Below are 20,764 nucleotides of genomic sequence, written 5' to 3'. Positions count from 1 at the left end.
TACGTGAAGAAGACCACTCCAACGAGGGGCGTCCGGGAGCGGGTGCGTAGGGTCGTACTCATGAGTACGACAGATCCGCTCGCCGCCCTGGCCGCGCTGCCCGGTGTGGCCGAGTCCGTGGACGCCGTACGCACGGCCGTGGACCGGGTCTACGGCCATCGTGTGATGCGCCGCCGCAGCAATGAGGTCACCTCCGAGGCCGCGTTGCGCGGAGCGCGTGGCTCCGCCGCCCTTGCCGGGGCGGACTGGGCGCTGGAAGAGGTGCGTCGCCGCACCGACTTCGGGGCCGCGGGCGAACCGCATCTGGTGGGCGCGGCGCTGCGGCTGACCGCCGAGGCGGGACAGCTGCTGAGCGTGTGGCGCCAGTCCCCGCTGCGGGTGCTGGCGCGGCTGCATCTGGTCGCGGCCGGAGGGGCCGCGACGGATGACACCGTGGGGCGGCCCCGCCAGGCGGGTGAGCGAGTGGACGAGGCGCTGATCGGTCCGGAGCCGCCGGGCGCGGACGAGGTGGCGGGGCGGCTGGACGGGCTGGCGCGGTTGCTGCTCGCGGGGACCGAGGCCCCGGCGCTGGTGACGGCGGCCGTGGTGCACGGCGAACTGCTCGCGCTGCGGCCCTTTGTCTCCTGCAACGGTCTGGTGGCACGTGCGGCCGAGCGGATCGTGCTGGTCGGCAGCGGGCTGGACCCGAAGTCGATCTGCCCCGCGGAGGTCGGGCACGCCGAGCAGGGTGCCGCGGTGTATGTGGCGGCGTTGGAGGGCTATGTGTCCGGGACGCCGGAGGGGATGGCGGCGTGGATCGCGCACTGCGGACGGGCGGTTGAGCTCGGGGTGCGGGAGAGCACGGCGGTGTGCGAGGCGCTGCAACGCGGGGCGGCCTGACGTCGACGCCCGATACCGGGGCCGCGGTCCCAACGGCACCGGGGCGGAGCGGAGTTGGCTGCGGACAGAGTTGCGGCGGTACCACGGGGGTACCGCCGCTGGCACGTCCGTCGGGTTACCAGTGCGTGCACAAATATTCGCCCATCAGGCCGGGATCTTTGCCCGTTACCTGGTGCGGCTGGCCCGTAATCGACGGGTCGGCGTCGCGTGGGTGCCCGACATTCGTGCTCGGTCCGTGGGGCCTTGGTGCGTCTGGGGTTTCCTCTCGGATCCCCTGGTCTCGCGGGCCGTCGATTCCTTTCTACTCCTGCGAGGGGCCAAGTGGAACCCCCTGCCGCAGATCTTTGCTATTGCCCTCAAACTCGGGCATACAGTGCGCGCCGCCGATTGGCATACCAGACCAGGCCCGCGGTGGCGGCTGCCGCGCCCACCGCGGCGGCCACGGCCAGGACCGGGCGCGGTGGCATGGAGAGCGAGGGGAGCCGCTGCTTCAGCGGGACCGGGCGGTTGAAGGAGAGCACCGGCCAGCCGCGGGCGGTCGCCTCGCGGCGCAGGGCGCGGTCCGGGTTCACCGCGTGGGGGTGGCCGACCGTCTCCAGCATCGGCAGGTCGGTGGCCGAATCGCTGTAGGCGTAACAGCGCGAGAGGTCGTATCCCTCGGACTCGGCGAGCTCGGCGATCGCCTCGGCCTTGGTCGGGCCATAGGCGTAGTACTCCACTTCGCCGGTGAACACCCCGTCCTCGACGACCATGCGGGTGGCCACCACGCGGTCCGCGCCGAGCAGCTCGCCGATCGGCTCCACGACTTCGGCCCCTGAGGTGCTGACGATCACCACATCCCGCCCGGCGGTGTGATGGGCCTCGATGAGCGAGGCGGCCTCGTCGTAGATGATGGGGTCGATCCGATCGTGCAGGGTCTCCGCGACGATCTCCTTCACCTGCTGGACCTTCCATCCGCGGCACAGCGCCGAGAGGTACTGACGCATCCGCTCCATCTGCTCGTGATCGGCGCCGCCGGCGAGGAAGACGAACTGCGTATAGGCGGTGCGCAGTACGGCGCGGCGGTTGATCAGACCACCCTGGTAGAAGGACTTGCTGAAGGTGAGCGTGCTTGACTTCGCAATGACCGTCTTGTCCAGGTCAAAGAAGGCAGCTGTCCGAGGCAAGGAGTGGTTTTCCACGACGCCGAGCATAGGGCCCACCATTCGGCGTAAGCTGAGGCGCGTGGGTTTGCCTGAGAAGGCTCTCGGGTACACCATGGAAGTCACGGATCGTTCGCGACCGTGCTAACCCGGCCCGACTCCTCCCCCCCCCGAGTCGGCCGTGGGGACGACCCCCGCTCTCCCCCCCGGCGGGGGTCGTCGCATGTCCGGACGCTTTTTCGGGTGTTCTCATCAGACCGTTTCCTCTCCTGCGGGCTCTTGCGGCTCCTGCTCCCCACCAGCCTGAACGGTAACCGTGCGTAATCGCCAGACTGCTCTCTGGAAGTCACTGGTTTAGGTGACCGGGATATTCACAGCTGATGAGTTGTCCACAGTTTTGGACCAAGATCCCCAAGATTTTCTGGATCGCCGCATCGTGATTCTCCGAGAAGTTCGCGCTCGCCGTTAGCGGGAGTGAGAGCGCGTAACGGATATGCGGAGGGGATCGTGGCTGCATCCATCACACCGGAACGACCGGCGTCGACAGAAGAAGAGCGGAACGGACCGCTGATCGTCACCGAGGACGAGGAACTTCTCGACGATCTGCTGCGGTTGTGCGCGGCGGCCGGAGCCGAGCCGGAAGTGGCGCATGGAGCGCCCACGCGCAGAGGCAGTTGGGAGGGCGCGCCCCTGATCCTCGTCGGCGATGACTCCGCGGCCCGGCTGCGCGGCCGCGTCCGCCGGGAAGGGGTTCTGCTCATCGGGCGCGACCTCGACGACCATGGCATCTGGCGGAGGGCCGTCGATCTCGGCGCGGACCACGTCGCGTTTCTGCCCGATGCCGAGACCTGGCTGGTGGACCGGATCGCCGACGTCGCCGAGGGAGTGGGGCGGCAGGCCCTGACCGTCGGGGTCATCGGCGGGCGCGGTGGTGCCGGCGCCTCCACCCTCGCCTGTGCCTTGGCGGTCACCGCGGCGCGCGCGGGCCGGCGCACCATGCTCATCGACGGCGATCCGCTCGGCGGCGGGCTCGATGTGCTGCTCGGCGGCGAGAGCGCGGACGGTCTGCGATGGCCCGCGTTCGCCGAATCGCGGGGCCGGGTCGCCGGGAGCGCGCTGGAGGAGTCGCTGCCCGAGCTGCACTCCTTACGGGTGCTCAGCTGGGACCGGGGGGACACGGTGGTCATTCCCGCCTCGGCCATGCGCGCCGTGCTGGCCGCGGCCCGGCGGCGGGGCGGAGTCGTGGTGGTGGACCTGCCGCGGCGGATCGATGACGCCACGGCCGAGGCCCTGGCCCAGGTCGATCTGGGGCTGTTGGTCGTCCCCCCGGAGCTGCGCGCCGTGGCGGCCGCCCACCGCGTGGCGTCCACGGTCGGGATGGTGCTGCGTGATCTGCGCGCGGTGGTGCGGGGCCCGTGCGGACCCGAGCTCGACGACGAGGAGATCGCGGGCCTGCTCGGGCTGCCGCTTGCCGGCCAACTGCCGCCGGAGCCCGGCCTGTCCGCCGCTCTGGACGGCGGGGAGCCTCCAGGAGGCAGTTCGCGTGGACCGCTGAGCCGGTTCTGCACCGAGTTCTGGGAGCGTGCCCTGGCCGGCGAAGGGGGTGTGCCCGCATGAGCGCCGCTCCGAAGGAGCTGCTGGACGCGGTGCGGCTGCGCCTCGCCGAGAGCGGAGCCGATCCCACCCCCGCCCGGGTGGCGGCGGCCCTGAGGGAGGAGGGGCGGCTGCTCGGGGACACCGAAGTGCTCGGCGTGGTCGCGGCCCTGCGGTCCGAACTGGTCGGCACCGGCCCCCTGGAGCCGCTGCTCGCCGCGCCCGATGTCACGGACGTCCTGGTCACCGCCCCCGATGAGGTGTGGGTGGACCGGGGTTCGGGGCTGGAGCGCACAGCGGTGACCTTCGCCGACGCGGCCGCCGTGCGCAGACTTGCCCAGCGGCTCGCCGCGGTGGCCGGTCGGCGGCTGGACGACGCCCGGCCCTGGGTGGACGCCCGGCTGCCCGATGGCACACGGCTGCACGCGGTGCTGCCGCCGGTCGCCATCGGCTCGACCTGTCTGTCGCTGCGGGTGGTTCGCCCGCGGGCGTTCTCGCTCGATGAGCTGGTGGCCGCCGGTACGGTGCCGCCCGGCGGCGCGGAGCTGCTGCGGGCGATGCTGGACGCACGGCTGTCGTTCCTGGTCAGCGGCGGCACCGGATCGGGCAAGACGACCTTGCTGTCCACCCTGCTGGGGCTGGTCGCGCCGGATGAGCGGATCGTCCTCGCCGAGGATTCCGCCGAGTTGAGGCCCGACCATCCGCATGTGGTCCGGCTGGAGACCCGCCCCGCCAACCAGGAGGGCCGCGGCCAGGTCACCCTGCGGGATCTGGTGCGCCAAGCCCTGCGGATGCGCCCGGACCGGCTGGTGGTCGGGGAGGTACGGGGCGCCGAGGTGACCGATCTCCTCGGCGCGCTGAACACGGGTCATGAGGGCGGCTGCGGCACCGTGCACGCCAATACCGCCGGGGACGTTCCCGCGCGGCTGGAGGCGCTCGGCTCGACCGCGGGCCTCGACCGCGCCGCGCTCCACAGTCAGCTGGCCGCCGCCCTGTCGGTGGTGGTCCATCTGACGCGGGACCGCGGCGGGCGGCGCAAGATCGCCGAGCTGCATGTGCTCGACCGGGACCGGGCCGGCTATGTCACCACCGTGCCCGCGGCCCTGTGGGGCCCGCACGGCTTCGAACGGGCCGAGGGCTGGCAGCGGCTCCGGACCCGCTGTGAACGGGGCGGAGGCGCCGTATGACGGGCGCGGGAGCGGATCGCGGAGCGATGGCCCTGTGCGCCGCGCTGCTGTGCGCGTGGGCGGCGGTATGGCTGCTCGCCAAACGGGACCGGGAATTGCGCCGCGCCAGGCTGCTGTTCGCGGGCGGCGGCCCGGTCGCGTCGGCGGCGCCCGCCGCTCCGGTCGCACCGGATCCGGTGCGGAGGCTGGCCGAGGCGGCCGCCGGAGTGCGGGAGCGGTGGCGGGTCCGCTACGGCGGACGGATGGGCCGTGAGCTGCTGTGTCTACCGGCCGGGGGCGTGGTCGCGCTGCTGGGCGCGTCGGTTCTGCCGCTGCTCCTCGCGGTGGCGGCGGTGCCGGTCGTGGGCCGGTGGCTGCGGCGCCGGGAGCGCGGACGGGTTCGCGAGCGGCGCGCCGCCGGGGTGATCGAGCTGTGTTCCGCGGTGGCGGGTGAGCTGCGTGCCGGGCGGCAGCCGGGCGAGGCACTGCTCGCCGTGTTCCCGAGCGACCTCGGGGAGCGGTGGGGGCTGGTGGCGGCCGCCGCCCGGTTCGGCGGCGATGTCCCCGAAGCGCTGCGCAGAGCGGCCCGCACGCCCGGGGCCGAGGGGCTGACCGGGGTGGCCGCCTGCTGGCAGGTGGCGGTCGACGAGGGCGCGGGGCTGGCGGCCGGTCTTGACCGGGTGGCCGCGGCGCTGCGCGCCGAGCGCGACCAGCGGGAGGATCTGCGCGCCAAACTGGCGGGCCCCAGGGCCACCGCGATGGCCTTGGCCGGGCTGCCCCTCGTCGGGCTGGCCCTGGGCAGTGCGCTGGGCGCCGATCCGCTGCGTGTACTGCTGCACACCCCGGCCGGTCTCGGCTGTCTGGTGCTGGGCGGGCTGCTGGAGTGGGCGGGGCTGTTCTGGACCGGTCGGCTGGTGCGCTCGGCGCTCGCCTCTTCCGGGGCCGTGGCCGATGAGCGCTGACGTTGTCCACAGGCTGGGGACGGTGTTGTCCGTCGCGGCCGCCGTCCTGTGCACGGTGATGGCCGCGCTCGAGTCCCGCCGGGAGCGGACCGCTCGGCGGCGTCCGGCGATCCTGCTGCCGGGCCGCGACGGCGGACCGCCGAAGTGCCCACGGCCGTGGGAGCGCTGGCGCGCCGCGGCGAATGAGGGCGCGGCCCTGGCCTGGGCGACCTCCATCGGCGCCCTGCTGGCCGGTCCCCTCGTGGTCGGGGGCCCGGCGGGATGGGTGCTCGGGTTCGCCACCGCGTACGGCGTCCGGCGCTGGCAGCGGCGCCGTCAGGCCCTCGACGGCCCGTCCGGCCACGGCCGCCGCACGGAGGCTGCCGTGACACGCCAGATTCCGCTGGCGGCCGATCTGCTGACCGCCTGCCTGGCGGCCGGAGCGGGGCCGCGCAGGGCGGCGGAGGCGGTGGGCACCTCGCTGGGCGGCCCGGTCGGCGAGCGGCTGGCCCGGACCGCGGCGGAGTTGCGGCTGGGAGGTGAACCGGCCGATGTCTGGGGGCGGATGGGCGCCTTGCCCGGGGCGCGAGATCTGGCCCGCGCCTTGGAACGCGCCGGAACTACGGGCGCACCCGCGGTGGAGCCGGTTTCCCGGGTGGCCGCCGAATGCCGCGCCGAGCAGACCCGGGAGGCGCTGAAGCGGGCCGACCGCACCGCCGTGCGGGCCACCGCGCCGCTCACGGTCTGCTTCTTGCCCGCGTATCTGCTGATCGGCCTGGCCCCGGTGATGGTCGGGCTGGCCGGCGGACTGATGGGCCGCGGCTGAGCCGGTCCGGCGCCCCGGCCCTGTCGTGGAGCACTGACCTGCGGAACGAGCCGCGGAGCACCGCCCGGCGAATACCAGGAGACAGGAGCCCTGCGACCACTCTCACGACGGCCCGAAGACGGCCTCGACGACGACCACGAACACGGCATGACGATGACAGCGAACGACGATCACAAGGGGGAAACGGACATGGTGAAGCAGTGGTGGACACGGCGGTATGTGGCGATGTGCGCCAAGGCCGAGGCGGGCATGACCACCGCCGAGTACGCGATGGGGACGATCGCGGCATGTGCCTTCGCCGCGGTGCTCTACAAGGTGGTGACGAGCGGAGGGGTCAGCGGCGCGCTCGAGTCGGTGATCGGCCAGGCGCTCGATGCGCAGTTCTGAGGGGCCCGGCCCGGAGGTGTCCGGCCGGAGGGGCTCGCGCGCCGGGAGCGGCGCGCGGGGTCCCGCCGGGCTGCCCCGCCCGCGGCGGGACGGCGGCTATGTCACCGCGGAGACCGCCGTCGTCCTGCCGCTGCTGTTGCTGTTCGTGCTGATGCTGATCTGGGGTCAGATGGCATCGGCGGCGCAGTTGCAGTGCGTGGACGCGGCACGGGCCGGTGCGAGGGCGGCGGCGCGTTCGGAGCCGAAGGAGGCCGCGGTGGCCGCCGCCAGGTCGGCCGCCCCGCGCGGAGCCCGGGTCGAGCTATGGCGGGACGGCGATCTGGTGCGGGTGCGGGTCGAGGCCCGCACGGCCGGCCCCGGCCCGCTCGCGCTGCGGCTGCGGGGCCAGGCGGCCGCCCTCGCCGAGGACACCGTCGGCCCCCGCCCGGGGGTGGCCGTCGCATGGAGGACGGCGTCGTGAGGAGGACGGACGACCGAGGGTCGGCCACGGTCTGGGCCGTGGTGGCCACCATGACCCTGTGTGCGGTGTTCGCGGCCGTACTGGCCGCCGGGCAGGCCATGGTGGCCCGCCACCGGGCGGGAGCCGCCGCCGACCTGGCCGCACTCGCGGCCGCCGATCACGGCTTGGACGGGCGGGGCGCGGCATGCCGCCTCGCCCGGCGGGTCGCCTCCGCCCAGGGCGCCCGCGTGGTGCGGTGCGTGCTGAGCGGGGAGACCGCCGATCTCACGGCGGAGGTGCGCACCGGGCCGTTCACCCTTCGGGTCAGGGCACGGGCCGGGCCCGCGACCGCGTCCGTCACGGACGGCGCCGGGCAGCGGCCGGAGCGGCCCCGCGCGGTGCGATCGGCGGCCGGGGCCCGGAACGGGTCATCCGGTGGGGGCCTGCTCGGTGGCTCCTGCGAGAAGGGTCGTCAGCAGGCGGATCGCGGCCCTCTTGTCGAGCGGGTCATTGCCGTTGCCGCACTTGGGGGACTGGATGCAGGAGGGGCACCCGGCCTCGCACTCACAGGCGGCGATGGCCTCACGGGTGGCGGTCAGCCAGCTGGCCGCCGTGTGGAAGGCGCGCTCGGCGAACCCGGCCCCGCCGGGATGACCGTCGTAGACGAAGACCGTCGGCAGCAGGGTGTCGGGGTGGAGCGGCACCGAGACCCCGCCGATGTCCCAGCGGTCACAGGTCGCGAAGAGCGGCAGGATGCCGATGGAGGCGTGCTCGGCGGCGTGCAGGGCACCGCCGAGCGCCTGGGGGTGCACCCGTGCGTCCTCGAGCTGGTCCTCGGTGACCGTCCACCACACGGCGCGGGTGCGCAGTGTCCGCGGCGGGAGGTCGAGCTTGGACTCCCCGAGCACTTCACCGGTGATCAGCTTGCGGCGGAGGAAGGACACGACCTGGTTGGTGACCTCGACCGAGCCGAAGCACAGCCGGGCGTCCCCCCAGGGGATCTCGGTGGTGGTCTCCAGGATGGAGACGGCCGTGGTGTCGCGGGCGGTGGTGGAGTACGGCGGGCTGGCCTCCTCGACCAGGGCGACCGAATCGTCGAGGTCCAGCTGTTTCACCAGATAGCTCCGGCCCTGGTGGAGGTGGACGGCGCCCTCGTGCACGGTGCTGTGGGCGGCCGAGGCGTCCACAGTGCCCAGCAGCCGGCCGGTCGCCGCCTCCACCACCTGGACCGGGCTGCCGCCCTCCCCGCGGATGTCGGTGAGATCGGCGGCGCGCTCCCTGCGGGTCCAGTGCCAGGCGGTCGCCCGGCGGCGCAGCAGCCTGCGCTGTTCCAGCTGTGGCACCAGCTCCTCGGCGGCGGGGCCGAACAGCTCCAGGTCGGCCGGGGTGAGCGGCAGCTCGGCCGCGGCCGCGCACAGATGCGGCGCCAGGACATACGGGTTGTCGGGGTCGAGCACGGTGGACTCCACCGGCTGACGGAAGAGCGCGTCCGGATGGTGGACGAGATAGGTGTCCAGCGGATCGTCCCGGGCCACGAGGATCGCGAGCGCCCCCTGCCCGCTGCGCCCGGCCCGTCCCGCCTGCTGCCAGAGGGACGCACGGGTGCCGGGATAGCCCGCCAGGACGACGGCGTCCAGACCCGCCACGTCCATGCCGAGCTCCAGGGCGGTGGTGGCGGCGAGGCCGAGGAGCTCACCGGAGTGCAGGGCGCGCTCCAGGGCCCGGCGCTCCTCGGGGAGATAGCCACCCCGGTAGGCGGCCACCCGCTCCGGCAGCGAGCGGTCCACCTCGGCCAGCCGCTCCTGGGCGATCAGGGCGATCAGTTCCGCGCCCCGCCGGGAGCGCACGAAGGTGACCGTGCGGACTCCCTGGACGGCCAGATCGGTGAGGAGATCCGCGGATTCGGCGGTGGCCGTGCGGCGGACCGGGGCCCCCTGCTCACCGTGCAGCTCGGTCAGGGGCGGCTCCCAGAGGGCGAAGACGACCTCGCCGCGGGGCGAGGAGTCCTCGGTGATCTCCACCACCGGCATACCGGTCAGCCGGGTCGCCGCCACGGCGGGGTCGGCCGCGGTGGCGGAGGCGAGCAGGAAGACCGGCGAGGAGCCGTAGCGGGCGCAGACACGCCGGAGCCGCCGCAGCACCTGGGCGACATGGGAGCCGAAGACACCCCGGTAGGTGTGGCACTCGTCGATGACGACGTAGCGCAGGGAGCGCAGGAAGGAGGACCACCGGGGGTGCCCCGGCAGGATGCCCCGGTGCAGCATGTCGGGGTTGGTGAGGACGTAGTTGGCGTACTGACGCACCCATTCGCGTTCTTCGACCGGCGTGTCGCCGTCGTACACGGCGGCGCGGACGGCGGTGCCCAGCGGGGCGGCGAGATCGGCCACCGTCCGGCGCTGATCGGCGGCCAGCGCCTTGGTGGGCGAGAGATACAGGGCGGTCGCGCCCCGCCCGCTGGGTTCCTCGGATCCCTCCAGCAGGGTGCTGAGCACGGGGGCGAGGTAGGCCAGGGATTTGCCGGAGGCGGTTCCGGTGGCGACCACCACCGATTCCCCGCGCAGCGCGTGCTCGGCCGTACGCGCCTGGTGAGCCCAGGGACGGTCGATTCCGGCGGTCCGGATGGCCGCGATCACTTCCGGCCGGATCGGCGAAGGCCAGTCGGCATGGCTCCCGAGACGCGGGGGCAAGTGCTCCGTATGAGTGATGCGCGCGCCTCGCCCGGCCCCCGCGCCGAGCCGACCGAGAACAGCCCGAGGTGAGGGGCGTATGCCCGCCTGCCGCGGGAGTTGGTTGTGGGCCATCGACACCGAGTCTGTCACTGGTCTGACGGACAATGGTCTCAAGGCGTCGTGCACGCCTGCTGGTAAGTGATTGAATGCCATCGCGGCTGCCGATCCATGGGGGGCGACCGCTCGATGCAAGGTGCTGGAGGATCCGTGGACCTGTCCCTGTCGACTCGGACCGTAGGCGACCGCACGGTCGTCGAGGTCGGTGGCGAGATTGATGTATACACCGCGCCCAAGCTGCGCGAGCAGCTGGTCGAGCTTGTCAACGACGGTAGCTACCACCTGGTCGTCGACATGGAGGGCGTCGACTTTCTCGACTCCACCGGGCTCGGCGTGCTCGTCGGCGGGCTGAAGCGCGTACGTGCCCATGAGGGCTCACTGCGCCTGGTGTGCAACCAGGAGCGCATTCTCAAGATCTTCCGTATCACCGGCCTGACCAAGGTGTTCCCGATTCACACCTCGGTCGAGGACGCTGTCGCGGCGACTGACTGACCTGGTCGTCGCAGGAAGACCGAAGGGGGAACCGGGCGCCATCGCCCGGCCCCCCGACATGCACGCCCATACGCCCGAGGGGGATGGCATGCCCACCGTCGAACTCCGCTTCAGCGCGCTGCCCGAGCACGTCAGGACCGCCCGCTTGGTCGCTGCGGCCGTGGCACGCCGGGCCGGGGTGGACGAGGCCGTGCTCGACGAGGTGCGGCTCGCGGTTGGTGAGGCCTGCACCCGTGCGGTGGGGCTCCATCTGAGCAATGGGGTGGACGCCCCGGTGCGGGTGGCGCTGACCGAGGAGGAGAAGAAGTTCTCCATCGAGATCGGCGATGAGTCCCCGACCTCGGCCGCTCTGGCTCCCGGCGCCCCTGGTGGCGACGAGGAGTCCGAGCCCGAGGGCGAGGACGAGATGGGCCTGGCCGTGATCAAGGGGCTCGTCGACGACGTCGAGGTGACGAGCAGCGAGACCGGTGGAGTGATCCGGATGAGCTGGCCGACCTCTCCCGACGCCTTGGTGTCGTAGCGGCGCCTGGACCGGCCGTCCGTCACCGCTGCCTCGGCACGGGGCCCGGTCTGCCGTGCCGCGATGCGCTGTGCCCGTCTTCGCCTCTGTGGTTCGTCTCTGTGCGGCGGCCTGGCCGTCGTGCACGGCATCTGTGGGGTCTCTGATTGCCCTTGCGCGACAGTCCGCGGTGTCTCGCGGTCACGCATGGGGCGCCGATCGGCGATAGCCGCTGCCGTTGCTCCTTCTCCTGTCCTCCTGGCCCCGGCCAGCGGCTGCGCCCGCCCGCCCCGCTGCCCCCGCCGCTCGCGCCCCCCCGCCCGGATCCCGACCCCCGACCCCCGACCCGCGACGTCGGACCGCGAACCCGGACTTCGGACGTACCGGACTGTTTCGGCCGTGGAGGGGTGCCGGGGTCGCTGATTCCGGCCTTGGCTTGTCATGATCTTTCGCGGCCCCTCCGCACCCGTCTCCGCGATCTTCCGCTTCGCTTGCGCACCGGCGTTGGCGATCATCCGCGGCACTGCCCTGATCAGCACTTTTCATAGTGCATCGAGATCATTTATGTAGATCATTTGACACCCGTCAGGGAATTGTCCACCGTCCTCCTTCCGGGCGAATTCTCGGGCGCCAAACCTATTGATCTTCACTGGTGCAGGCGAATTCCCATTCCGGCGCCCTGTTTTGATCGTGTGACGCTCCCTACAATCCGTCCACATCTCGAGCTCAGGACGCCTGAGCGTGGCGGCTCTTCTGCGGTCGCAGAACTGCTGCGCGCCCATGTGCCAAACGTCAAGGAGGACGAATGGCGGGGCCTCTCACCCCTCATCAGCTGGACCTCACCCCAACCCTGGCCGCCGCAGAACTGACCGATGACAACCGTGTGATCGTGCTGGTGATCGCCGCCGTCGCGATCGCGGCACTCGCGGTCGCGGTGGTGCTGGTACGACAAGTCCTCGCCGCCGGCGAGGGCACGGACAGTATGAAGAAGATCGCCGCGGCCGTGCAGGAAGGCGCGAATGCCTATCTTGCCCGGCAGCTGCGCACCCTCGGTGGATTCGCCGTGGTGGTGTTCTTCCTGCTCATGCTGTTGCCTGCGGACGACTGGGCGCAGCGCATCGGGCGTTCGGCGTTCTTTCTGATCGGTGCGGGATTCTCGGCGGCCACCGGCTATATCGGGATGTGGCTCGCGGTGCGCAGCAATGTGCGCGTCGCGGCGGCGGCCCGGGAAGCCACTCCCGCCGCTTCCGCATCACCCGGCACATCCGTCAATGGGGACTCCGCTTCCTCCGCGCCCGGTCAGCCGGGTGTGGATCTGACGGCCGTCTCGCACAAGGCGATGAAGATCGCTTTCCGGACGGGTGGCGTGGTCGGCATGTTCACCGTGGGCCTCGGCCTGCTGGGCGCCTCCTGCGTGGTGCTCGTCTACGCCGCCGACGCGCCCAAGGTGCTGGAGGGCTTCGGCCTCGGTGCGGCGCTGATCGCGATGTTCATGAGGGTCGGCGGTGGCATCTTCACCAAGGCCGCGGACGTCGGCGCCGACCTCGTCGGCAAGGTCGAGCAGGGAATCCCCGAGGACGACCCGCGCAACGCCGCGACCATCGCGGACAACGTGGGCGACAACGTCGGCGACTGCGCGGGCATGGCCGCGGACCTCTTCGAGTCCTACGCCGTGACCCTGGTGGCCGCGCTGATCCTCGGTAAGGCCGCGTTCGGCGACTCCGGTCTGGCCTTCCCGCTGCTCGTTCCGGCGATCGGCGTGGTCACCGCCATGATCGGGATCTTCGCGGTGGCTCCGCGCCGTTCCGACCGCAGCGGGATGAGCGCCATCAACCGCGGCTTCTTCATCTCCGCGGTGATCTCGATGGTGCTGGTGGCGGCCGCGGTCTACGCGTACCTGCCGTCCAGCTACGCCGATCTCGACGGGGTCACCGACCGCGAGATCCTCGGCCATGCCGGGGACCCGCGGGTCCTCGCGCTCGTCGCCGTCGCGATCGGCATCGTGCTGGCCGCGCTCATCCAGCAGCTCACCGGCTACTTCACCGAGACCACTCGGCGTCCGGTCCGGGACATCGGCAAGACCTCGCTGACCGGCCCGGCCACCGTGGTGCTCTCCGGTATCTCGGTCGGTCTGGAGTCCGCGGTCTACTCGGCGGTGCTGATCGGGCTCAGCGTCTACGGCGCGTTCCTGCTCGGCGGCGCCTCGATCATGCTGGCGCTGTTCGCGGTCGCGCTGGCCGGTACCGGTCTGCTGACCACCGTCGGCGTCATCGTCGCGATGGACACCTTCGGTCCGGTCTCCGACAACGCGCAGGGCATCGCCGAGATGTCCGGTGATGTCGAGGGCGCGGGCGCCCAGGTGCTCACCGACCTCGACGCGGTGGGCAACACCACCAAGGCGATCACCAAGGGCATCGCGATCGCGACGGCGGTGCTCGCCGCGGCCGCGCTCTTCGGTTCGTACCGTGACGCCATCGCCGAGGCCATCGACGATGTCCATGTGAGCGTGGCCGGTGAGATGAATCTCAGCCTGGACATCTCGCAGCCCAACAACCTCGTCGGACTCGTCCTCGGCGCCGCCGTCGTCTTCCTCTTCTCGGGGCTGGCGATCAACGCGGTGTCGCGGTCGGCCGGTGCGGTGGTCTTCGAGGTGCGGCGGCAGTTCCGCGAGAAGCCCGGGATCATGGACTACAGCGAGACGCCGGAGTACGGGCGGGTCGTCGACATCTGCACCAAGGACGCCCTGCGGGAGCTGGCCACCCCGGGTCTGCTCGCCGTCCTGGCGCCCATCGCCGTCGGCTTCACCTTCGGGGTCGGCGCGCTCGGCTCCTTCCTGGCCGGGGCGATCGGCACCGGCACCCTGATGGCCGTCTTCCTCGCCAACTCCGGCGGTGCCTGGGACAACGCGAAGAAGCTGGTCGAGGACGGGCACCACGGCGGGAAGGGCAGTGAGGCCCATGCCGCCACGGTGATCGGCGACACGGTCGGCGACCCGTTCAAGGACACCGCGGGCCCGGCGATCAACCCGCTGCTGAAGGTGATGAACCTGGTGGCGCTGCTGATCGCCCCGGCGGTGGTGAAGTTCTCGTACGGGGACGACGCCAGTCCCGGACTGCGGGCGGTCATCGCGGTGGCCGCCGTCGTGATCATCGTCGGAGCGGTCTACATCTCCAAGCGGCGCGGAATCGCCGTGGGTGACGAAGGCAACTCCGAGCGCGTGGCGAAGTCGGCCGACGCGGCGGTGGTTTCCTGACCCCGGGGTCGGTCATGGGGCTGTGAGAGCCCTCACGACGTGCGGGCGGGTGGTGTGCACCGGCACACCGTCCGCCCGCGCGTATGCCCACCGGAGGTCCCTCGGCGGAGTGAGGCGGACAGCACACCGGGCTTGATGCAAATGGCTTCAAAAGTGTTCATACGGGATACTCAGCTCGCGATCCCCGCCGGATCGCCGTGTATGTTCCGGGGCCGAGAGCCATGGAAGGGACCAACCCGGTGAACAAGAAGCTAGTGGCGGCGCTGTCCGGCGGTGCGGCACTCGTCGTGGCGCTGACTGGTTGCGGCGGCAACGGCGATGAGGACGACAAGAAGGTCAACGACTGGGCCAAGTCGGTCTGCGACGAGGTGCAGCCGCAGCTGAAGAAGATTCAGGGGGCCAACGCCTCGATCCAGGCGGCCGCCGACGAGCAGGACTCCAAGAAGCTCCAGCAGACCGACTCCAAGGCGTTCCAGCAGATCTCCGAGTCGTACGCGGCGCTGGCCAAGGCCGTCGACAAGGCGGGCCCGCCGCCGGTCGACAAGGGCGAGACGACCCAGCGCCAGGCGGTCAAGGAGCTCAACTCCACCTCCGTGGCCTACAAGGACCTGAAGACGAGCGTCGACAAGCTCGACACGTCGGACAAGTCGAAGTTCGCCGAGGGGCTCAAGGGCGTCGCCGACGAGCTCGACAAGCTCAGCAAGTCCGGTGACAAGGCCCTCCAGAAGCTCCAGGAGGGGGAGGTCGGCACGGCGATGGCCAAGCAGCCCGGCTGCCAGAAGCCGAAGGCGCCCGGCGGCGCGACCACGTAGTCCTGAGCGACCGCCCGGCCCGGACTCTCCGCCAACTCTCCGACAGGGGGTTCGCCGTGGCGGGTGCGGGGAGGGAAGGCCCCCGTTCCACGCCCGTGCTGTCGGCACGTCAGCCCCGCCGGTGACGTGTTGTCAGCCATGGGCAGGGCGCTTCCCTGGGGCCCGTCGGCCGGGCCGCCATCCCGGCTACGGCGCCGGGCCCCGTGGCGCGCGTCGTCGGCGGTCGTCGCGGGCTGTCGGTGATTGCCCCGACAATGGGGGCGTGAGTACGAACCGGCCCCCGTTCCGCCTCCCCGCCGCCGACCCCGCGCGCACCGCCCGTCTCCGTGACGCGCTGTCGTCCGCCTCCTTCACCGCCGACGGTCTGCTGGATCTGCTCGGCGCCTCCGCCTATGCCGCCCTGGCGCGGAGCGAAACCGTTCCGGCGCTCCGCGCCACCCGGGGTGACTCCCCGCTGGAGACGCTGGTGCGTCTCTTCCTTTTGCAGCGCCCGGCGCCGTACGGGAGGGCGGCGGCGGCCCTCCCCGTCGAGGACTGCCTCGCCGACGGCTGGCTGGTGGGGGACGGCGACGAGGTGCGCGCGACCGTGGACGTACGGCCCTACGGCGGGCCGGAGGGCCAGGACTGGTGGATCGTGTCCGACCTCGGCTGCGCGGTCGGCGGCGCGGGCGGCATCGGCGGCCCCGGCGGCGAGCGGAGCGCCGTGGACCGCTCCCAGCTCGTGCTCGGGGTCGGCGGCGCGTCCACGACGCTGGCCGGGCTCACCCTGCGCACGCCGGTCGACCGCGCCCTCGACCTCGGCACCGGCTCCGGGATCCAGGCGCTGCACGCGAGCCGCCACGCCACCCGGGTGACCGCCACCGACCCCAATCCGCGCGCCCTGGCCATCGCCCGGCTGACGCTCGCCCTCTCCGGCGCGCCGGAGCCCGATCTGCGCGAGGGCTCACTCTTCGAGCCGGTCGAGAGCGAGCGGTACGACCTGATCGTGTCCAACCCGCCGTTCGTGATCTCCCCGCGCTCCCCGGAGGACGCCCGGCTGGTCTACCGGGACGGCGGGATGGCCGGCGACGACCTGTGCCGCACCCTGGTCCGGCAGTCCGCCGACCACCTCACGGACGGCGGCTGGTGCCAGCTGCTGGCCAACTGGCAGCACATCGAGGGGGAGGACTGGCGTGAGCGGCTGGCCTCGTGGGTGCCGAGCGGCTGTGACGCCTGGATCGTGCAGCGCGAGGTGCAGGACGTCACCCAGTACACCGAGCTGTGGCTGCGTGACGCGGGCGAGCACCTGGCCGGGCCGGAGGCGTACGCGGCGCGTTATGACGCCTGGCTGGACGAGTTCGAGGCGCGCGGCACCAAGGGCGTCGGCTTCGGCTGGATCACCCTGCGCAAGTCCGGCGCCGAGCGGCCGTCGGTGACCGTGGAGGAGTGGCCGCACCCGGTCGAGCAGCCGCTCGGGGACGTGGTCGCGGCCCACTTCGCCCGGCAGGACTTCCTGCGGGCGCACGACGACGCGGCACTGCTTGCCGGACGCTTCCGGCTGGCCGACGAGGTCGTGCAGGAGCAGGTGGGGCTGCCCGGGGCGGAGGACCCGGAGCATGTGGTGCTGCGGCAGAACCGCGGGATGCGGCGCGCCACGAAGGTGGACACGGTGGGCGCGGGCTTCGCGGGCGTCTGCGATGGCACGCTCAGCGCGGGCCGGATCCTGGACGCCATCGCCCAGCTGCTCGGGGAGGACCCGGTGGTGCTGCGCGATCGCACCCCGGAGTCCATCCGGCTGCTCGTCGAGCAGGGTTTCCTGGAGCCGGACGGGGCCGAGGGCGCCGAGGGCCCTGGTGGTGCGGCGCCGACGGCGTGAGCTGCGCGGATGACCCCGGCGAGTCCCACGGGGCGTAAGCCGTACGGGGCCGGGGCGCACGTCCCGTACGGGGCGTGCGCCGGTGCGCTCGCCCCGCTCCCGCGCTCCGTATGGCAGGAACCTGCCGTATGAGGACGGATCATGCGGCCGATGCGGCCGCGCGGGGCACACGGACGGCCCCCGGTGTACGGCCTGTACGGGAAGCACGCCGGAGGGTGACCTGGGCGGCCCGGCCCAGCGGAGCCCGAACGCCTCGCGGGCCCGCCCGGCCCGTACCGGCGCATGCCGGGCGTATCTCCTGGCCGGATCCCGTGAACATGGCCGAAGAGGCCGGTCGCACGCTGTTCACCCCAGGTTCGCGCGGACGCCTTCCGCGCGTGCCACGATCCGCCCATGGAGAGCGGACCTGCGATCTTCGCCGGATCGGCATTCGTGTTGTTCGGCGCCGCGCTGCTGCTGTGGGCGGCGGCGCGCATGCGGCTGCGTCAGCCGGTCGCGCAGGGTGTGAGCCCTGTCGCTTCCGCGGTGCTCTCCCTTCTCTTCGGCGTCGCCGCGCTCGGCGGCGGGATCTGGTGCCTGGGTTACGCCTGACAGGGCCTTCCACGGTGGCTTGTGCCGGTCCGGGCGGCAGACAGGACGCTTGTCGGGTTACCGTTCGAGTGGCGTTGCGGGCTTTTTCCGTTTGACACGGTGCCGGGAGGTACCGTCACACTCCGCAGCGTCACCGAAATGGTGACCGTGCGCGCGTTAACCCGTGATGCAGTGCCCGTTCACCGAGGCGTCGACCGGAGAGAAGAGCGAAGTTGTCCCCGACCACCAGCGAGACCGCGCAGGGCGGCCGCCGACTCGTCATCGTCGAGTCGCCCGCCAAGGCGAAGACGATCAAGGGCTATCTCGGCCCGGGATACGTGGTCGAGGCCAGCGTCGGGCACATCCGGGACCTGCCGAACGGCGCGGCCGAGGTACCCGACAAGTACACCGGCGAGGTGCGACGGCTCGGTGTGGACGTCGATCATGACTTCCAGCCGGTCTACGTCGTCAACGCGGACAAGAAGAGCCAGGTCAAGAAGCTCAAGGAACTGCTCGCCGAATCCGACGAGCTCTTCCTCGCCACCGATGAGGACCGCGAGGGCGAGGCCATCGCCTGGCACCTCCAGGAGGTCCTCAAGCCCAAGGTCCCGGTCCGCCGGATGGTCTTCCACGAGATCACCAAGGACGCGATCCGCGAGGCCGTGGCCAATCCGCGGGAGCTGAACCAGCGTCTGGTCGACGCCCAGGAGACCCGCCGGATCCTCGACCGCCTCTATGGCTACGAGGTCTCGCCGGTCCTGTGGAAGAAGGTCATGCGCGGGCTGTCCGCGGGCCGTGTGCAGTCCGTGGCCACCCGTCTCGTCGTCGAGCGCGAGCGCGAGCGCATTGCCTTCCGCTCCGCCGAGTACTGGGACCTGACCGGCACCTTCGCCACCGGCCGCACCGGTGACGCCACCGATCCGGGCACCTTCGGCGCCCGTCTGAGCACCGTCGACGGCCGCCGGGTCGCCCAGGGCCGCGACTTCACCTCGACCGGGCAGCTCAAGGACGGCGCCAACGTCCTGCACCTGGACGAGGCGAACGCCCGCTCGCTGGCCGCGGCCCTCGCCGACACCGCCTTCACGGTGCGGTCCGTCGAATCCAAGCCGTACCGCCGCTCGCCGTACGCCCCGTTCCGCACCACCACCCTCCAGCAGGAGGCCAGCCGCAAGCTCGGCTTCGGTGCGAAGGCCACCATGCAGGTGGCGCAGAAGCTGTACGAGAACGGCTTCATCACCTACATGCGTACCGACTCCACCACCCTGTCGGACACGGCGGTGGCGGCGGCGCGGGCGCAGGTCACCCAGCTGTACGGGGCGGACTACCTGCCGGAGAAGCCGCGCTCCTACGCGGGCAAGGTCAAGAACGCGCAGGAGGCGCACGAGGCCATCCGCCCCTCGGGGGACCGCTTCCGCACCCCCGCGGAGACCGGCCTGACCGGCGACCAGTTCCGGCTCTATGAGCTGATCTGGAAGCGGACCGTCGCCTCCCAGATGAAGGACGCGGTCGGTCAGTCCGTCACCGTCAAGATCGGCGGCCGGGCGAGCGACGGCCGGGACGCGGAATTCTCCGCCTCCGGCAAGACGATCACCTTCCACGGCTTCATGAAGGCGTACGTCGAGGGCGCGGACGACCCGAACGCGGAGCTCGACGACCGCGAGCGCCGGCTGCCGCAGGTCGCCGAGGGCGACCGGCTCGCCGCCGAGGACATCACCGCCGACGGCCACGCCACCAAGCCCCCGGCCCGCTACACCGAGGCGTCGCTGGTCAAGGAGCTCGAAGAGCGCGAGATCGGCCGCCCGTCGACCTACGCGTCGATCATCGGCACCATCCTCGACCGCGGGTACGTCTTCAAGAAGGGCACCGCGCTGGTGCCGTCCTTCCTGAGCTTCGCCGTGGTCAACCTGCTGGAGAAGCACTTCGGCCGACTGGTCGACTACGACTTCACCGCCAAGATGGAGGACGACCTCGACCGCATCGCCCGTGGTGAGGCCCAGGCCGTGCCGTGGCTCAGGCGCTTCTACTTCGGTGAGACCGCGGAAGGGCGCGCGGGCGCCGCCGCCGAGGCCGGGAACGGCGACGGCGACCACCTCGGCGGCCTCAAGGAGCTGGTCACCGACCTGGGCGCGATCGACGCCCGCGAGGTCTCCTCGTTCCCCGTCGGCGACGGCATCGTGCTGCGCGTCGGCCGCTACGGCCCGTATGTGGAGCGCCCCTCCGAGACCGAGGGCCAGACCGGCCACCGCGCGGACGTCCCCGACGACCTGCCGCCGGACGAGCTCACCGTGGCGTTCGCCGAGGAGCTGCTCGCCAAGCCGAGCGGTGACTTCGAGCTGGGTCCCGACCCGGAGACCGGCCGCATGATCGTCGCCAAGGACGGCCGTTACGGTCCGTACGTGACCGAGGTGCTGCCCGAGGACACCCCGAAGACCGGCAAGAACGCGGTCAAGCCGCGTACCGCCTCGCTCTTCAAGTCGATGTCCCTGGACACGGTGACCCTGGCGGAGGCGCTCAAGCTGATGTCGCTGCCGCGCGTCGTCGGTGCCGACCCCGAGGGCACCGAGATCACCGCACAGAACGGCCGCTACGGCCCGTACCTGAAGAAGGGCACGGACTCGCGGTCGCTCGAGAGCGAGGACCAGCTCTTCAACATCACCCTCGACGAGGCGCTGGCCATCTACGCCCAGCCCAAGCAGCGCGGCCGGGCCGCCGCCAAGCCGCCGCTGAAGGAGCTGGGCACCGACCCGGTCAGCGAGAAGCCGGTAGTGGTGAAGGACGGCCGGTTCGGCCCGTACGTCACCGACGGCGAGACCAACGCGACCCTGCGCCGGGACGACGACGTCGAGACCATCACGGCCGAGCGCGGGTTCGAGCTGCTCGCGGAGAAGCGCGCCAAGGGCCCGGCCAAGAAGACCGCCAAGAAGACGGCCGCGAAGAAGACCACGGCGGCCAAGAAGACGACGGCGAAGAAGACCGCCGCCAAGAAGACGGCCGCGAAGAAGACCACGACCACGGCCAAGAAGACCGCCGCGAAGAAGACCACGGCGGCCAAGAAGTCGGCGGCCAACGCCGAATAATCGCGGCTCATTTCGCCGCAACCCACGCGCCCCCGCCCGTTTGTTCG

Annotated in this window: 16 protein-coding genes and 1 pseudogene; 15 read left to right on the top strand and 2 right to left on the bottom strand. The window is 71.9% G+C overall.

What is annotated here, in order from left to right:
* Positions 1–60 precede the first annotated feature (60 nt).
* Positions 61–879: an oxidoreductase gene (locus AB0C66_RS12865; protein ID WP_362436465.1), complete on the top strand. Its 819-nt coding sequence runs from the start codon at positions 61–63 to the stop codon at positions 877–879.
* A 356-nt stretch (positions 880–1,235) separates the two neighbouring features.
* Here the strand turns inward: AB0C66_RS12865 and AB0C66_RS12860 are convergent, their stop codons facing one another.
* Positions 1,236–2,072 carry an HAD family hydrolase gene (locus AB0C66_RS12860; protein ID WP_362436463.1) on the bottom strand — a complete coding sequence of 279 codons (837 nt, stop codon included), beginning with the start codon at positions 2,070–2,072 and terminating at the stop codon, positions 1,236–1,238.
* Between the two features lie 456 nt (positions 2,073–2,528).
* On the opposite strand from AB0C66_RS12860, the gene ssd reads away from it, so the two are divergent.
* The 7 genes and pseudogenes from ssd to AB0C66_RS12825 all read left to right on the top strand — a co-directional run.
* Entirely contained in the window at positions 2,529–3,638 is a 1,110-nt protein-coding gene (gene ssd / locus AB0C66_RS12855) for a septum site-determining protein Ssd (RefSeq protein WP_362436461.1), read from the top strand.
* Entirely contained in the window at positions 3,635–4,801 is a 1,167-nt protein-coding gene (locus AB0C66_RS12850; protein ID WP_362436459.1) for a TadA family conjugal transfer-associated ATPase, read from the top strand. The genes ssd and AB0C66_RS12850 overlap by 4 nt, the downstream gene beginning before the upstream one ends.
* On the top strand, positions 4,798–5,742 hold the full coding sequence (locus AB0C66_RS12845) for a type II secretion system F family protein (protein WP_362436457.1): 945 nt from the start codon (positions 4,798–4,800) through the stop codon (positions 5,740–5,742). The genes AB0C66_RS12850 and AB0C66_RS12845 overlap by 4 nt, the downstream gene beginning before the upstream one ends.
* Positions 5,732–6,547: a type II secretion system F family protein gene (locus AB0C66_RS12840; protein ID WP_362436455.1), complete on the top strand. Its 816-nt coding sequence runs from the start codon at positions 5,732–5,734 to the stop codon at positions 6,545–6,547. The genes AB0C66_RS12845 and AB0C66_RS12840 overlap by 11 nt, the downstream gene beginning before the upstream one ends.
* A gap of 189 nt (positions 6,548–6,736) precedes the next feature.
* Positions 6,737–6,934, top strand: coding sequence for a DUF4244 domain-containing protein (locus AB0C66_RS12835; protein WP_362436682.1), 198 nt, complete (start codon positions 6,737–6,739; stop codon positions 6,932–6,934).
* Positions 6,921–7,394 (top strand): TadE family type IV pilus minor pilin, encoded by a 474-nt coding sequence (locus tag AB0C66_RS12830; RefSeq protein ID WP_362436453.1) that lies wholly within the window; start codon positions 6,921–6,923, stop codon positions 7,392–7,394. Before AB0C66_RS12835 ends, AB0C66_RS12830 begins: the two co-directional genes overlap by 14 nt.
* A pseudogene (locus AB0C66_RS12825) lies at positions 7,376–7,729 on the top strand (Rv3654c family TadE-like protein); the annotation flags it as partial. The gene AB0C66_RS12830 and the pseudogene AB0C66_RS12825, both read left to right, overlap by 19 nt.
* Before the next feature lie 72 nt (positions 7,730–7,801).
* Here AB0C66_RS12825 and AB0C66_RS12820 read toward each other — a convergent pair.
* Positions 7,802–10,255, bottom strand: a complete 2,454-nt coding sequence (locus AB0C66_RS12820; protein ID WP_362436451.1) for a DEAD/DEAH box helicase — start codon at positions 10,253–10,255, stop codon at positions 7,802–7,804.
* 54 nt (positions 10,256–10,309) lie between these two features.
* Between AB0C66_RS12820 and bldG the strand changes: the two genes are divergently transcribed.
* From bldG to topA, 7 genes are all read left to right on the top strand, one after another.
* Entirely contained in the window at positions 10,310–10,651 is a 342-nt protein-coding gene (gene bldG / locus AB0C66_RS12815) for an anti-sigma factor antagonist BldG (RefSeq protein WP_009716787.1), read from the top strand.
* An 88-nt stretch (positions 10,652–10,739) separates the two neighbouring features.
* Positions 10,740–11,171, top strand: coding sequence for an ATP-binding protein (locus tag AB0C66_RS12810; RefSeq protein ID WP_362436448.1), 432 nt, complete (start codon positions 10,740–10,742; stop codon positions 11,169–11,171).
* 784 nt (positions 11,172–11,955) lie between these two features.
* Entirely contained in the window at positions 11,956–14,403 is a 2,448-nt protein-coding gene (locus AB0C66_RS12805; RefSeq protein WP_362436446.1) for a sodium-translocating pyrophosphatase, read from the top strand.
* A 239-nt stretch (positions 14,404–14,642) separates the two neighbouring features.
* The gene (locus AB0C66_RS12800) at positions 14,643–15,215 is read left to right on the top strand and encodes a small secreted protein (RefSeq protein ID WP_362436444.1); all 573 of its coding nucleotides are present in this window, start codon (positions 14,643–14,645) and stop codon (positions 15,213–15,215) included.
* Positions 15,216–15,477: 262 nt separating this feature from the next.
* Entirely contained in the window at positions 15,478–17,070 is a 1,593-nt protein-coding gene (locus AB0C66_RS12795) for a class I SAM-dependent methyltransferase (protein ID WP_362436442.1), read from the top strand.
* A 393-nt stretch (positions 17,071–17,463) separates the two neighbouring features.
* Entirely contained in the window at positions 17,464–17,661 is a 198-nt protein-coding gene (locus AB0C66_RS12790) for a hypothetical protein (protein WP_362436440.1), read from the top strand.
* Between the two features lie 212 nt (positions 17,662–17,873).
* Entirely contained in the window at positions 17,874–20,717 is a 2,844-nt protein-coding gene (topA, locus tag AB0C66_RS12785; RefSeq protein ID WP_362436438.1) for a type I DNA topoisomerase, read from the top strand.
* Positions 20,718–20,764: the final 47 nt, after the last annotated feature.

Source organism: Streptomyces sp. NPDC048636 (genome assembly GCF_040650655.1).
GTDB lineage: Bacteria > Actinomycetota > Actinomycetes > Streptomycetales > Streptomycetaceae > Streptomyces.
Note: the sequence above shows the minus strand (reverse complement) of the source record. Positions and strands in the feature narration are given on the sequence as shown.

Excerpts from the sequence above, each read along its gene's own strand:
- AB0C66_RS12865 (WP_362436465.1), top strand. The coding sequence starts at position 61 with ATGAGTACGACAGATCCGCTCGCCGCCCTGGCCGCGCTGCCCGGTGTG.
- AB0C66_RS12860 (WP_362436463.1), bottom strand. The coding sequence starts at position 2,072 with ATGCTCGGCGTCGTGGAAAACCACTCCTTGCCTCGGACAGCTGCCTTC.
- AB0C66_RS12850 (WP_362436459.1), top strand. The coding sequence starts at position 3,635 with ATGAGCGCCGCTCCGAAGGAGCTGCTGGACGCGGTGCGGCTGCGCCTC.
- AB0C66_RS12845 (WP_362436457.1), top strand. The coding sequence starts at position 4,798 with ATGACGGGCGCGGGAGCGGATCGCGGAGCGATGGCCCTGTGCGCCGCG.
- AB0C66_RS12840 (WP_362436455.1), top strand. The coding sequence starts at position 5,732 with ATGAGCGCTGACGTTGTCCACAGGCTGGGGACGGTGTTGTCCGTCGCG.
- AB0C66_RS12835 (WP_362436682.1), top strand. The coding sequence starts at position 6,737 with ATGGTGAAGCAGTGGTGGACACGGCGGTATGTGGCGATGTGCGCCAAG.
- AB0C66_RS12830 (WP_362436453.1), top strand. The coding sequence starts at position 6,921 with ATGCGCAGTTCTGAGGGGCCCGGCCCGGAGGTGTCCGGCCGGAGGGGC.
- AB0C66_RS12820 (WP_362436451.1), bottom strand. The coding sequence starts at position 10,255 with ATGGCATTCAATCACTTACCAGCAGGCGTGCACGACGCCTTGAGACCA.
- AB0C66_RS12810 (WP_362436448.1), top strand. The coding sequence starts at position 10,740 with ATGCCCACCGTCGAACTCCGCTTCAGCGCGCTGCCCGAGCACGTCAGG.
- AB0C66_RS12805 (WP_362436446.1), top strand. The coding sequence starts at position 11,956 with ATGGCGGGGCCTCTCACCCCTCATCAGCTGGACCTCACCCCAACCCTG.
- AB0C66_RS12790 (WP_362436440.1), top strand. The coding sequence starts at position 17,464 with ATGGAGAGCGGACCTGCGATCTTCGCCGGATCGGCATTCGTGTTGTTC.